Below are 15,448 nucleotides of genomic sequence, written 5' to 3'. Positions count from 1 at the left end.
AAGGGTATTTATTAATTTTAATTGAATTTTTTAGAATTTAATTGCAGTTTTGCTAAATTTATTTGCGATTCTCAAAATTTAATTGCACTTTTGTCAATTTTAATTGCGATTTTCAGATTTTATTTGCAGTACACTGTTTAATTGCAGCTGAGCCTCAACTCGCTACATCATAAGCATTAAAAAAATGAGGGGTCTCTGGGACACCCTCATTTTATCTTATTTCTTCTTAAGAATCGCAACCAATAAAGCAATTAATGAAAGAACAGCTGCCACAATTGACATAACCAAAGAAGTATTACTTGAATTTGATTTTTCAGTATTTTTCTTAACTTCCGTAGTTTTAACAGTGTCACCTTTTACAGTTGTATCTTTTACAATATTCGTAATAGAGTGTGGTGCTTCAGATTTTTCGTCACCAGTCCACTCAACAATACTGCCATCTTTATAATATTGGTATGCATCCCAAGCTCCATTTACTTCAGCGTCTGGGTTTTTGGCCATAAATACGAATTGTTGAAATTGTCCTGCTAAAATACCTTCGTTTTGTGCACTCCAAGTTACGGATGTAACAACACCGTTTGCATCTTTTGTTTCGCTAAACTTCCATCCTGGGATAGGTTGATATGAAACAAATTCAAATTTTGAAGGGATTTTAAGTGTAACTTTTGTTGTAGCTATTTCTTTTTCAGATGGTACTTTCATTGTGTATGTTTCCCAAGCACCAGGGGTTGAAATTTTAGGATTTACTACAACATGCGCACTTGCAATTCCAGTAAAGAACATTGTCATAGCGAACGCTGAAGCGATAATTTTAGTCGTTTTTGAAAAGAATTTTTTCATTTTTTATTAGTCTCCTTTGAATGTAATTAACTATTTACTTCCTACTATATATTTAAAATCTGCATCTACCGAATCGAGAGAGTTAGTTAGAATATGGACTTTTACATTCCAATGACCTGCCATATCTGTAAAATATCCTTGCGTTTCATAAACACCTGACGAAGTTTTTTTAACTTGAGTTGTGTTAGTTCCCATATTCATGTCAGTGTTTTTAAAGGTAAGTGTAACTTGTTGAATAGTAGACAAAGGCTTATTATTTTTATCTCGTATATTAATTTTAAATTTGTTTTTACCGACTATGTTCGGTGTAGCGTGTAATGTAACTGAATAACCTTTATTTAGCTTTGTGTTACTAAAAGGACCAGGTGATTCCATTGCAGTTGGCAGGTTTGTTAATAAGGATGATAGGATTAGTACGATTACTCCTATACTTATTTCAAACCAAACAGACTTTCCTAATTTGTTTTTTCTGCGTTTACCTTTGATAAAATGAATCGCTCCTAAAAGTAGCATGACTAGAAATAAAATAACTTTTCCGCATAAAACCTTGCCATAGGTTGTATGTAATAAAGAGTAAAAGTTAGGTATATACTTTAAGCTTGCGTAAATACCAGTTGCCATTAGTAAAACGACTGATAATGTTGCCCAACTAGAATATCGTTGGAGCGTTTTCCAGTAAACCTCATTCGCGTCATGTTTCTTATGCGTTTTAGGAAGTATATAGCTTATGCCTATTAATCCTCCTAGCCAAATCGAAACAGAAAGTAAATGAATAAAATCAAAGAAAACGGGTAAAAATTCATTTTGCATAGATGCATGCCCAATAAAAGCTTTTGAGATTAGTAAGAAAATGCCGATTAATAAAGCACTTAACCACCAATAGAAAGAACTTTTTTGTTCACTTCTCCAAGCCATATACATTGAATTAGCAAGAATAATAAGTAGAAGAACTTGGATTACCCATACACTTCCGAATTTTGTACTGTTTATTGTTTCCAACAGTAAACCTTTGTGAAAAATACTTTGCCATGAACCATTTGAATAGTTTTCTGTTTCAACTAAAAGGCTTAAAAGAACACTAAATAAAATTCCAAAATAGAAGATTAACAGTAAAGCTTTAGAATTTTTAAAAGCAATCGTTCTATTTTTCTGATCGCTTTTGTAAATAAATAAACAAAAAAATAAAAGTCCAACAAATAAAAGTAAACTCATATATTCAATCCAGTAGGTTCCCATTACGTCTGTGTTGGGTAAGGATTGACTTGCTTTATTGGAAATCGATGATGAACCATCAACTTTTCCTACTCTGAATGGAATTACACCGTTTACTGAATGTCCGTCACTGGAAATCACTTTCCATACAATATGATAATTTCCATCTGGTAAATTAGGTTTTAAGCTTCCTTCTAAAATTGAATGATTTTGCTTATTTATATTGCCATTTTGCAAATCAACTCGATTACCTGATTCATCTAAAACTTGTAAAGAATGAAATGCAGACTGTACTGATTCATCAAATTGTATTTGAATACGTTGAGGAGATTTTATAAAAACTTCATTCTCTTTAGGTGTAGATTTGATGATATAGGCATGTGCTGAAGCTAAGGACGGAAAAACAGCGGCAGCAATCAATAATATTAAGAAAGAAAACCCCATAATTCGGATTTTCACTTTTTTACGTCACCTCATATCTATTGGAGTAAATTAGAAAATAAAACAACTTCTAAATTCTAAAGTAAAATTGTGATAGAAATGTGATAAACTTTAAAATTTTATTAGGATTAGTGATTAGATAGTAAGATTATTCAACTGTGTATTATTCTTTATACAAAAAAAGAATCCACAAGTAAAACCAATTACTTGTGGACTCTCAGAGTGTTGAAATATATTGTGGTCGATATAAAAAATATGAACAATAAATGATATTCGATGAAATTACAATATTTTTAAATATGATCTATCTAGCGTCTCTTACCAGAAAGACAATTGATTGATAATATATTTTTTTAACCAACTTACAAAAATTCAACATAATTAACGTCATTATTATTACAAATATCTTTTTTGAGGATCACTATTTATAATGATTTGTAAGTCGTGGATTATCTATCAAACAATTAGATTAATAAAGGGAAATTTATTCGTTTAATAGACTATTCTATTGTATTTAAGATTATTCTTTTTTTATTAAGAAGTTGATTGGAACGAAAGGGTGCTCGACTCCTATGGGATTAGCGGGAAGGCTGAGACCCCACAGGCCGAGCCGAGGAGGCTCAGGTCTCGCCCCATGGAAAGCGAGCACCCTGTAGTGGAAATCATACCACACAACTTATTTATCAGTGATAAAATTAATTGACAAAGTTCTTATTCACCAGCATGAAAATCCACAAGTAAAACCAATTACTTGTGGATTTTTCTTCATTCATTATTTATTTAACAAGCAACTTACCAACAGAGTTAGATGGCTCCAAAGAGATGTCATATTCTCCTTTTAATGGATTATTTAATAAGAGAATATTTTTTCCGGTTTTTAATGGAATGTTAATACCTAAGTCAGTAGAGGCTAATCTTGCATTGCCCCCGGCATCTTGATCAACATCAACAATAATTTTTGTCATTGTCGCAGGTTTAAAGATTGTATTTTTCGGACTAAAACCTGATGGCGTTACATGAATTGTTGCGTATTGAAGGTCATTTTGATCATCTTGTTTTGCAGCTTGCTTTTGTGGTTGCCCAATCATACCAACTTTTACTTTATTCAAATTAGCAGTAAATATGATGACAAGTATAAGTAGGATTGAAGTTAATACTACAGTACTGTTTGATGATTTGGCATGATCTCTCATCTTCTTATTTTTTTGATTTGAATTTGAAACTAGCTTTCGATCAACGAAAAATAATAATAGGTAAATGAAAACTATAAACAGAATATCCACAATAACGACGCTTATGCTTGAACTGAATGTCATATATCCGATGAAAGTCCCTACAAATGCACCGAGCAAGGACGCTAACATTCCAGTAATGCCATTATTAAATAGTTTCTTCGATAAAACCAAAAATAATATGACTAGTAATAGATTGAGAATGATCGATATTAGTACATTATAATTTGTAGTTAACATGATTAAGAAACTAATTGTAGCTGAAGATACACCCACCAATAAAGAGATAATTGATTTTAAAGTACTAGGAAATCTCTCATTATTTCGATAAAAATGATTAAAGCTATAATACGTAAGAAGGAGTACTAAGAAAAGACTTCCATACTTCAATACCATATAAACACCTCTAAATTAATTTTAAAGCTACAGCTTTGATCCAAAGTTCCAATCTGGATACACGTATTGAACACTTGGAGATTTAGCTGGCTCTGATTGTTGAACGTTTATTTTAATGACTGTTTGCCCATTAAAGTTTGTTTTTCCGATTGTTCCTGTAATTGTTACCCAAGAATCATTAGTAAATTGCTGTGAACTGGCTGATTCTGCAATAATACCAAATGGTGAAATATCGGCAATACAATGAGTCATACCCATTCGTGCGATAATAAATTGATTACCTGATAGCTTAGGGTCTCTATAGATAAATCCCTTAATTTTAATTTGTTTATTTTGGAAATTGTCGACAAACGTATTCATTGATTGTAGCTTTTCAATAAACCACTTGTCCTTCATCTCGATTGTGCTCTGTTTGTACAGTAGCATTCCAAGTTTAGCGTAATCTTGATCATACACATTTGTTTTGAACATTTTTTTTAAAGCAGGGTCTTCATGACCTTTCACTTCAACAGCCTGACCATTCGAAGAAGCCTGAACAGCTAGTCCTTTAAAATTCATTTCTTTGTTATTAGCAAGCGAACTAGAACTCGCATGGTTTGGCAAAATATATCCGAGTAATAGAGGGAATAAAAATAGGCTGTAAATAAAAACGTCTTTTACGACTGACTTTTTTAAAAGATGATGATGCTCATGACTAAAAACTTGGTCGTGACTATGATCATGACCACAATCACAAATAATGACATGTCTTTTTAATGAGAGAACGGCTATATAGATTTGAACGATTGCTACACTCAATAGAATAATAGTTGCGATTTTTACATAAATGACAAGCTCCGGTACGATAAATTGCAGGATCTCGTCTGTAAGTGTTAATTGAAAAATATAGATAGCAAGTCCTAAGAGAATAGCAGCTTTTATAAAATGATGAATCGATGTGGAATTGATTTTATTTTTCAAAGTAGATCACTGCCTTTTATAAATTAATAGACTGTAAAACAAGCGTTCCAATAAAAACAAAAATGAAAACTAGCGTGCTAAGTAATAAAACAAATCGAGATCGGAAAACAGCTAGCATCATCAGGATCCCTTTAATATTGATCATTGGCCCAAAAACCATGAATCCAACTAAAGAGCTTTTTGTAAAAATCGTTTGAAGTGATTGAGCTACAAAGGCGTCTGATGTTGAACAAAGAGATAAAATAAAGCCTAATCCCATCATAAGGAAGTTTGCCGATGGACCACTTTTTCCTAATTCAATTAAACTGCTTTGAGAAATGATAATTTGAAGTAGAGCAACAATGATCGAACCGAAAACTAAGTATTTCCCCATATCAAAAAATTCATTTACTGCATGGCCTACGATTGCAATGAATTTATTATTAGGCGCAGTATTGTGTTTATTGTCATGATGGTGGTGATCTTGCTTCGTTTGATCGACTTGTTCCCGTAATTGATTTGACTTAACAAATTGAAAAACAATCAGTCCCACGACTAGTGCAACTACAAAAGCAAGTCCCATCCGATAATATGCAACAGTTGGTTGATTACGAAAAGCTGTGATTGTTGATAAAAAGACAATTGGATTTAAAATCGGTCCAACTAATATAAAAGTGACAGCGACATATAATGGCATTCCTTTTTTTATCAATTTACGAATAGCAGGTACCATTCCACACTCACAAATCGGAAAGATGATGCCTAAAACACTTGCTGCGATTATACCTAATAAAGGATTTTTCGGTATAAAACGACTGACCATTTGATCTGTAACGAAAACCTGAAGGATCGCTGAAACGAATACACCGATTAAAATAAAAGGCAAAGCTTCGATAATAATACTAATAAAGATCATCTTAAAAACTTGTAGTTTAGTAATCGAAAAAACTGAGCTTAGTCCTGTTGTAGATGAAATATATAATAAAAATACAAATAGTAAGCAAATAATGATTAGAAAATGTCGATTTGAATTGACTGGCGTTCTTTTCTCGGTAGCAATACTTCGCAAAGGTTTCACTCTTTCTGTTTAAGATATGATACGTTCAAATAACCAAATTCCACCTAATATAAAGGCAATCGTAGAGGTAGAAATAATGGCATTCCTCGAATACTTCGAGCGATGTAATTGTGTTAATAGTGGTAGTAATAAAAGTACAATCGAAAGCTGAACCACTTCAATTCCAAGGTTAAAGCTAACTAAATCGGCTGCTAATTCACTTTTTGAAAGATGCATTGCTGTTAATAAATCTGCAAAGCCCATTCCGTGAATTAATCCAAAAATAAAAGTTAATACCCAACGATGGCCTATGTTTTTACGGAAGATATTTTCAATCGCTACATAACATATACTAATCGCAATTGCGGGTTCAACTATATAAGAAGGAATTGAAATGAATCCTAAAACAGTTAGTGTCAAAGTCAAACTATGTGCGACTGTAAAAGCTGTAATTACTTTAGCAAACTGCTTAAAGCTTTGTCTTGCAATCAGTAGTGAAAGTAAAAATAGCAAATGATCATAACCGGTAAGTATATGGTTCATACCAAGCTTTAAAAACGTAACCCATCCGTTAGATGATGTATTTGTAGTAGAGTCCGAATAGGATTCTTTTTTTATTACGGCCTGTTGCTGTTGTTTTGCAGGTTGGATTGTGTCCGGATTATTGCTTAATCCCTCATAGGCACTTTCACTAAGAATCATAGACCACATACGACCTTGATCCGAAAGAGCGGCAGTACTACTTTCATTTCCGTAGTTCACTTTCAACAAATCAACATAGGTTGTACTTGTATTTGCATCTTTTTCATACAAATGATCAGCAAGACTAATAGATTGAGAAGGTTGGATTGCAGGGTAATCAACCTCAAGGATGAGTTGGGTAGCATCACCTTTTCGGTTAAGTTCTAATTTATTTACCTTTTTCCAATTTTGTTTTTCTCCATTCATTTTCAGAATAAGATTACTCTGAATCGTGGATTCTATTTTCTTCTTTATTGCCTCAAATTCATCTGGGTCTAACATTCCGTTTTTATTAACATCCCCGCCTGTTAATTCCATGACAGAAACTTCATCTAAAGCAAAGCTCATTGTAGTTTTTGATTTTAAGAGATTTAGTGTAGTGTAACTAGCACTTAATGAATGAGCTTCTACAGTTCGAAAAGATGTACTAAAAAAAATGAGAAAGCAGAAAACTAGGGGAAAAGCACGACTGAATCTATTTTTTGGTAAGTAAAAAATACTATTATTCATTTGTTTCCTCCGGGAAATAAAAGTAAGAAAGACATAGTTATCGTACAAATTAAATGTTACAGAATTGTCTTTGAATTGTAAAGAGTTCGTAAATTTAGACTAGTATTGTAGAATTTTCTATGATATACATTATATAGTTAACTGGCGTTAACTAAATTCAAGTGAGGAGAGGAGCGAATCCTGTAATTATTTCCCAGTAGTAAAATAGTCCTTTGTTTTCGAGAGAAGGTTTTGGTTATTTAGAAATAACCTAATGGTAAAATAGTCTTGTGTTTTTGAAAGAAGGTTTTGGTTAATTAGAAATAATAAATTAAAGTGGGGAAATTTTCATGCACAAAATAATGCATAAGTACAAAAGGTATTTTGGTCTTTTTGCAACGATACTATTGCTATTATCAACAATTAGTCCACAAATGGCTAAGGCAGCCACTTCAACTACTTTAGCAAAATGGGATTTTAGTAATGGACAAGTGACAACACCATCTGCTGGAATAACTGAAAATATGAATAGGAATATAACAACAACTGGTTCTAAGGTTACTGGTTATAATGCCGGCCCTTCTGGGAATACAGTTATTAACGCAAATACATGGTCAAATAATAGTTCATATTGGGAAGTTTCATTATCAACAAAGAACTATGAAAATATAACTCTTTCATCTAAACAATATAGTTCTTCAACGGGGCCAAAAGATTTCAAACTTCAATATAGTTTGGATGAAAATTCATGGGTTGATGTACCGGGTGGTTCTGTTTCAACGGGAAGTGCTACATGGTCAAGTGGGGGACAATTAAATAATGTAGCGTTGCCAACTGAGGTAAATGACAAAAATTTAGTTTATTTAAGATGGATTGTCAATTCACCACTAGCAGCAAAAAATGACGGTAGTAATTTCAGTACGACAACTGGTACAAGTCGTATTGCTGATATTGTTATTAATGGTGAGACAAACGGATCACCAGCTTTAGAAAAAACAGCTACACCTGACGCAACAAAAATCAATTATTCTACAAATTCAACAGTATCTGGAAATGCTGGGGCAGTCGCAAGTAATTCCATTGTAAAGATTTATAATGATAATAATATACTAGCTGGTACAACCACGGCTTCAGCGGATGGTGCATTTACCGCTACAGTTACCAATTCACAATCGGTTGTATATGTTACTGCACAAGAAAATGGAAAAGCTGAAAGTGATAAAGTTTCAGTAAATTTCTCAGGTTCTGTCGTTCAGAAAACAGCCGCTCCAATAGCTACAAAAATTACTTATAATTCGTATACAAATGTATCAGGTACTGCAGGAGCAGTTACTGGTAATGCAATCGTAAATATCTATTTTGATGACAATTCAATAGTAGCAACTACAACAGCTGCAGCAGATGGTTCATTTAATGTAACATTTGCAAATCCCGGGTCGAAACCAGTGGTTAATCTAGTTGCTCAAGAAGCAGAAAAGAGTCCTAGTGATCGAACTGCTGTAAACTATACTGGTCAAACTGAAAATCCAAAAGGTATTTCACCAGGTGACGTAGTATTTAGTCAAATCTATGTAAATGGTGGTAATGGGGGAGCATTCTACAAAACAAAATTTTTCGAACTTTATAATAATACAGATAAAGATATTAATTTAACGGGCTGGTCAATTGCTTATACTTCGGCATCATCAATGAGCTTTGGTGCAGGGCAACCACTATCCGGTGTTATTAAAGCACATAGTTACTTCTTAATAGCAGGTAGTACAGGTACGACAGGACAAGCACTTCCTGTGACTCCAGATATTACAACTACGTTAAATCCAAGTGGTTCAACTGGTGGCGCTTTAGTACTTGCAAAGAAAACGACAGCTGTAACAGGTGTTGATGATCAAGATGCAATTGATTTATTAGCATTTACGAATGGTACAGCAGTTTATAAAAATCCTTTATATTGGGGAAGTCCAATTTCAGACTCTACAATTGGTGGAGGAACAATTCAACGTAAAACAAATATTGGGACAGACCCACGTTCAGCATATGGGATTGGAAACGGCTGGTTTACAAAAGATCCTTCAAAAGATTTCGTTCTGAATAAACCATCAAGTGCGAACTATTCTGATGAGATGGCTGTTCATAACTCGAAATTTATGTCTTCTCCAGATGGTTCTAAAATAACTTATACAAAATCTGGTGGTACAGCAACTGTTACAGGGCAAGTTGAATCAGTACCTGCTTCATCTGCTGTAAAGGCTTACATTGAGAATGGCGGTAAATTAACAAGTCAGCAACAAGTAACAGTAGCGGCAGATGGTTCTTTTACATTAAGTTTTGAAGACTCTAGTGATCAGACATCCATCTACTTAACGGAAACTGATTCTTCACAACCTACTCCAAAGGAAAGCTACTATACGAGAGTAGATGCAGCTGGTAATTCAAAAACAGTTACTTCAATTGGTGATTTAAGAAAAAATGATGAAAAAGGATTCCCAATCAATAATGGTTATTCAACTACAATTGAGGGAGTAGCGACTACAGATAATCTGCCTAATGGCGATGTGAATACAAATTTCTTTATTCAAGATTCAACAGGTGCAATCAATGTTATTAATCATTTGAATCCTTCTACAACGATTCAAGCAGGAAACAAATATAGCATTGAAGGACGAGTAGTATTTACGGCGGGGATGACTCAATTTATTCCAACAGCCATTCGTTTCGTTGGAAATGATCATTTACCGGCAACTACAAATATTTCTGTTGGTGGGTTAAATGAGGCAACTGAAGGCAAATTAGTATCATTTACTGGAAAGGTAACAAATATTCCATCAGATGGTCCAAATTATGATATTACAGTAAGCGACGAATCAGGCGATAATTTAGCGATCGTACGTATTCAAGGACCCTTAGGGAATATTGAACAAGGTCAAACTTACACTTTTACAGGTATTGTCAATCAATATAAAAAAGCTGCACCTTTTACTAGTGGATATCTACTTATACCTAGAAATGCAAGTGATGTAAAAGGTCAATTAGTTTTAACTCATACTCCGATTACAAAAGCTTATACAGGAATGGATGCTTCGTTTAATGCGATTGCAAAGAACGCAGATTCAGTTACGCTTTATTATAAAGGAGAAAACGAGACTTCTTATCATTCAGTGATCATGGACACTGCAGACCATATTAATTACAATGGGAAAATTTTAGAAGCGGATGTTCCAAAAGTAAAATTCTACTATTATATTGAAGCGGAAAATGCAGAAGGCAAACAAGCTGTAGGTAGTTCTTCAAAACCATTTGAAGTGAATGTAGTAGATGATCAAGATGGTCCTAAATTTTTTAATGAGTTACCTGCAAATGGTGATAAAACTGATTCAAGACATCCTGAACTCGTTGTAAAAATGGATGATCCAAGTGGAATCAATCTTTCATCAGCGACTATTTCAATCGATGGTCAAGATAAAACTTCAAACGCAACAATTAATGATACAGAAATTAAATTAAATCTTACAATTGCTAATGAATTAACTGAAGGTGACCATACAATAACGGTATCTGCAAAGGATAAATTAAATAATCCTTCTACCTTTACATGGAAATTCACAGTTACAGAAAGATTTACTGGTGGAAATCATTACCGTGGAACGACACATAACCATACGAATATTTCACATGATGCTGCAGGTAGTCCTGAAGAAGCATTAAAAGCTGCTGAAAAGTATCATTATGATTTCTTTGCCTTCTCAGACCACTCTCACGATATCGATGCAGATCTTGTTAATAAAGATACTGTTGATCATAAAGGTTTTAAAGAGAGAACAGGTGGGACTGATTGGCAGTTAACAAAAGATTTAGCAAAACAATATACGAAGGATGGTCAATTCGTAGTTTTCCCTGCGTTTGAAATGACATCAACTACATGGGGTCACTCAAATGTATTCGGAACTGAAAATTTCATTGATCGTGTTGTCGATGGTGGCGCTTATCAAAATTTACAAAAGTATTATGGATGGGTACTAACATATGACAATATCGTAGCACAATTCAACCATCCAAAAATGTCTGCAAATGCATTTGATAACTTCATCCCTTATAACAAAAATTTAGACAAGCTATTCACAATGCTTGAAGTAGGGAATGGATCAGGTAAGTATTCATATGCGAATACAGAAGATAGCTACTATGGTGCTCTTGATATCGGCTGGCACGTTGCTCCAACTTATGGTGAAGATAACCATGATGCAACATGGGGTCAAACGAAAAAGCGTACTGTAATCGTAGCAAAAGATTTAAGTCAAGATGCTCTTCTTGATGCAATGAAAAATAGACGTGTTTATATGTCAGAGGATCCAAACTTTTCATTAGATGTATCCGCAAGTGGTTTTTATATGGGATCAACAGTAGATACTGATACGTTAGATTTTAATATTTCAGGTAAAGACCCAGTTTTAGAGCAAGCTAGTGATCCTGATTATAGCTATATTAAAACTGCTTCTAACGATGCAATCGCAAAAGTAGAATTAATTACAAATCATGGAACAGTGGTAGACAAGTATGTTCCGACAAGTGATGCGACTTCATTTAATTGGAAGCCAAGCTTTACTGTAGTTGGCGGACAACAATGGTTCGTTGTTAAAGTTACACAAAAGGATGGAGACCAAATTTACTCTGCACCAATTTGGTCACAACAAAAAGACTTAGCAGTAAAAGTTAGTGATGTTACGACGAAGGATGGCGCGATTATTGGTGGACTTTCAGCTAATTTAACAGCGGGAATAAGTAACCAAGGATCTTTAGATGTTAAACAAGTAACTGCTCATTTCTATTATGATAGTATAGATGCTAATCATTTTATTGCAGATGCTTCAATCGATTCGCTTCCATCTAATTCATCAGCAAGTGCTAGTGTTACATGGACGGATCCAGTTCCAGGTACACATAAAATCATTGTTGTTTTATCAGCAGCTGATGGGCACGATCTCGGTAATAATAAATACGAGCAATCATTTACAATTAAAGCTCCATTAAACAAAGTTGTAATGATTGATGGATCTCACAATAATGAGAATTCGAAACAAGACACTGGCACATATAAAGATAACTTTAAATTATTTACAACGTTAATGAAGCAACAAGGTTATACTGTAGCAGAAAATTCTTCACCACTTACAGAACAAGTATTAAAGAATGTTAATGTATTAGTCGTTACACACCCGGCTACAGCATATTCTGCTAGTGAAATTTCAGAGATTAATAATTTCGTGAAAAATGGTGGTTCTTTATTACTGACAGAAAAGAGTAACTTTGGTGCTACAAATCAAAATATAAATAGTATTTTATCAGGTGTAGGTTCAAGTATTTTAGTGAACAATGATGGGATTTTTGATGAAACACATGACGGTAACTTCTGGGGAACACCACTGACTGCTAATTATGCGGTTAGATTACACCCAACGCCGAATCAAAAAACAACGTTAACGGATTTCATTCAACCGATTGAGTTTTATAGTGGATCAAGTCTTGCTAAAAATGATGGTTCAGGGAATAAAGTTCCATTAACAGACAGTCATACTGTAAAAGTTCTAGTTCAAGGAAATGAATCAACATTCCAAGATACAACTACTATTAAATCGGATACTGTAAAATACAATGTTCAAACTTCGAATGGAAAAAATGGTCCAGCATTAGAGCAAGTCACTGGAGGCTCTAGTATTCCGATCATTGCTTCTGAACAAGTTGGAAATGGTAGAGTATTCGTTTCAGGTATGAATATCTTTAATGATAAACAAATGGATCAAACATATAATCCAAAAGGTAATGACCCTTTTGCAGTAAACGTTGTGAACTGGTTGTCTCATCTTGATCCCGAAGTAAAGTCGATTGGTGATGCCCGTAAGCTTGCAGAAGGAACGAACACTGTTGTTGAGGGAACTGTAACAGCTACTTCATTCTTTGATGCTGCTTACATTCAAGATGAAACTGGTGGAATTATGGCCTTTAATGATGTGCCAGCAGGAAGTTTACAAGTTGGCGATAAGGTACGCATATATGGCCATATAAAAATATTTGAAAATAACTTCGAATTAGAGTTTGGTAGTTTTACAGAGAGTGTTGTAAATCTAGGTAAAGGAACGCCAATCGAAGCGAAGGTTGTTAGTACAAAGGATTCAACTAATGAAGAGAATCAAGGCCAATTAATTAAAGTAACTGGTAAAGTTGTTTCTAAGTATGACGATAACTCTTATATAATTGATGATGGTTCAGGACCAACATTAGTATTTACAGATGGATACGTAGTGAACCAAAGTGGACCTGTACCAAACCTGAATATTGGGGATACATTAGAAGCAACAGGTCTAGCAGGTAAATTCTCAGAAGGAAATCGTATACGAGTAAGGGATACGAAAGAATTAGTAGGAACTCAAACTGCTGCTCCAAAAGCTCCTGTAGTGAATGCTATTTCTGATCAAGATGAGAAAATTACCGGTACATCTGAAGCAGGTGCAAAAGTAATTGCAAAAGTAAATGGTAATGAAATTGCTAATGCAATGGCGGATCAAACTGGAAACTTTGAAATGAAAATTACAAAACAAGCAGCTGGTACGAAAATTGTAGTAACAGCACTTGGCTCAGCAAATAATGAAAGTGATGGAGTAGAAGTAATTGTAAGTGATAAGACTGCGCCAAACGCACCTGTTGTAAATGAAGTACAAGATAATAGTACGTATGTAACAGGGAAAGCAGAGCCGGGATCAACAATCACAGTTTCAAAGGGCATCGTAATTCTAGGTCAAACAGTGACAAATCAAGATGGTAACTTCAGCGTTTTATTAGATACAAAACAAAGTGCAGGAACAATATTATCAGTTGTTTCAACAGACAACGCAGGTAATAATAGTTCAATAACTGAAGTAATTGTAGTAGATAAAACAGCACCGAATGCTCCTGTCGTAAATGAAGTACAAGACAATAGTACTTATGTAACAGGAAAAGCAGAGCCGGGAACAACAATCACAGTTTCAAAAGGGATTGTCATTCTAGGTCAAGCAGTAACAAATCAAGATGGTGACTTCACTGTTTTATTATCTTCAAAACAAAGTGCAGGAACAATATTATCAGTTTTTTCAACAGACAACGCAGGTAATAATAGTTCAATAACTGAAGTAATTGTAGTAGATAAAACAGCTCCTATCAAACCAGTTGTTAATGTAGTGGGTGATTCTGACATACATGTAACTGGGGCGGCCGAAGCAGGATCGACAATTATCGTTTCTGTAGGAAATAAAGCTATTGGTTCAGCAAAGACAAATAGTAATGGAAGTTTTGACGTATTAATTCCAAAACAATTAGCTGGAACAGTATTAACAATTGTTTCTACTGATTCGGCAGGAAATAGTAGTGCAAAAGTTGAAGTAACAGTAATAGACAAAACACCTCCAGCAGCACCAACTGTTAATACGGTAACGAATAAAACTGAGGTTATTACAGGAACAGCTGAACCAGGATCTGTAGTAGTTGTTAAGAGTGATTCTACTAAATTTGGGGAAGTAACTACTACTGCTAGTAGTAGTGGTAAATTTACGATTACAATTAATTCTAACTTAAAAGCTGGAACGATTTTAACAATAACATCTACGGATAAGAGTGGAAATGTGAGTCCTACGACTACTATAACTGTTGTCAAATTCAATAAAGTTTAAAAAGATAATATTCATCGGTAAAATGTACTGGAATAGATTGGGGCTGTCTCATAAGTCAGGATAACTGACATGAGGGCGGCCCCCTTTTTAATTCAAAAAATAATGTGGATGCCTCGGTTAGTGGGAGGTATCCAGCTGAGATGATCAATTGTAGTTAAAATGATTGCCCTTTTTATTGGAAAATAACAGACTTTTTTTCGATTTAGTAAGAGTTGGAACATATTAGCAAGTTTTCCATTTAAAATTAGCTACCATTTTATCATTTTTAGCTCTTATACCTTAACTGGTATGGGTAATATTTCATTTTAATTGCGTTTCTTTGGAATTTAATTGAAGTTTCGGTGTTTTTAATTGCGATTCTCTAATTTTAATTGCAGTTTTGACAATTTTAAGGTTGTGCCCAT

At 34.1% G+C, this 15,448-nt stretch carries 7 protein-coding genes; 1 reads left to right on the top strand and 6 read right to left on the bottom strand.

What is annotated here, in order from left to right:
- Positions 1 to 216 precede the first annotated feature (216 nt).
- The 6 genes from CN946_RS06230 to CN946_RS06205 form a co-directional block, all read right to left on the bottom strand.
- Positions 217 to 840, bottom strand: a complete 624-nt coding sequence (locus CN946_RS06230; protein WP_098860352.1) for a YcnI family copper-binding membrane protein — start codon at positions 838 to 840, stop codon at positions 217 to 219.
- Positions 841 to 870: 30 nt separating this feature from the next.
- Positions 871 to 2,511, bottom strand: coding sequence for a copper resistance protein CopC (locus CN946_RS06225; protein ID WP_098860351.1), 1,641 nt, complete (start codon positions 2,509 to 2,511; stop codon positions 871 to 873).
- Between the two features lie 758 nt (positions 2,512 to 3,269).
- Positions 3,270 to 4,121 (bottom strand): hypothetical protein, encoded by an 852-nt coding sequence (locus CN946_RS06220; RefSeq protein WP_098860350.1) that lies wholly within the window; start codon positions 4,119 to 4,121, stop codon positions 3,270 to 3,272.
- A gap of 27 nt (positions 4,122 to 4,148) precedes the next feature.
- A complete protein-coding gene (locus CN946_RS06215) occupies positions 4,149 to 5,081 on the bottom strand; it encodes a TIGR03943 family putative permease subunit (RefSeq protein ID WP_098860349.1) in 933 nt (310 codons plus the stop codon).
- A 16-nt stretch (positions 5,082 to 5,097) separates the two neighbouring features.
- Complete coding sequence (locus tag CN946_RS06210; RefSeq protein ID WP_286133839.1) at positions 5,098 to 6,129, bottom strand: permease; 1,032 nt, start codon at positions 6,127 to 6,129, stop codon at positions 5,098 to 5,100.
- Between the two features lie 18 nt (positions 6,130 to 6,147).
- The gene (locus tag CN946_RS06205; RefSeq protein WP_098860348.1) at positions 6,148 to 7,368 is read right to left on the bottom strand and encodes a HupE/UreJ family protein; all 1,221 of its coding nucleotides are present in this window, start codon (positions 7,366 to 7,368) and stop codon (positions 6,148 to 6,150) included.
- Positions 7,369 to 7,697: 329 nt separating this feature from the next.
- Here CN946_RS06205 and CN946_RS06200 point away from each other — a divergent pair, with 329 nt between their 5' ends.
- Positions 7,698 to 15,044: an Ig-like domain-containing protein gene (locus CN946_RS06200; protein ID WP_098860347.1), complete on the top strand. Its 7,347-nt coding sequence runs from the start codon at positions 7,698 to 7,700 to the stop codon at positions 15,042 to 15,044.
- The last annotated feature ends 404 nt before the right edge of the window (positions 15,045 to 15,448 follow it).

The sequence above is a fragment of the Bacillus sp. AFS053548 genome (assembly GCF_002575105.1).
Classification (GTDB): domain Bacteria; phylum Bacillota; class Bacilli; order Bacillales; family Bacillaceae_G; genus Gottfriedia.
This window is presented reverse-complemented; position numbering and strand designations above follow the sequence as displayed.

What these genes read in the sequence shown, in the direction of transcription:
- CN946_RS06230 (WP_098860352.1), bottom strand. Translation starts at nt 840, where the DNA reads ATGAAAAAATTCTTTTCAAAAACGACTAAAATTATCGCTTCAGCGTTC.
- CN946_RS06200 (WP_098860347.1), top strand. Translation starts at nt 7,698, where the DNA reads ATGCACAAAATAATGCATAAGTACAAAAGGTATTTTGGTCTTTTTGCA.
- CN946_RS06220 (WP_098860350.1), bottom strand. Translation starts at nt 4,121, where the DNA reads ATGGTATTGAAGTATGGAAGTCTTTTCTTAGTACTCCTTCTTACGTAT.
- CN946_RS06205 (WP_098860348.1), bottom strand. Translation starts at nt 7,368, where the DNA reads ATGAATAATAGTATTTTTTACTTACCAAAAAATAGATTCAGTCGTGCT.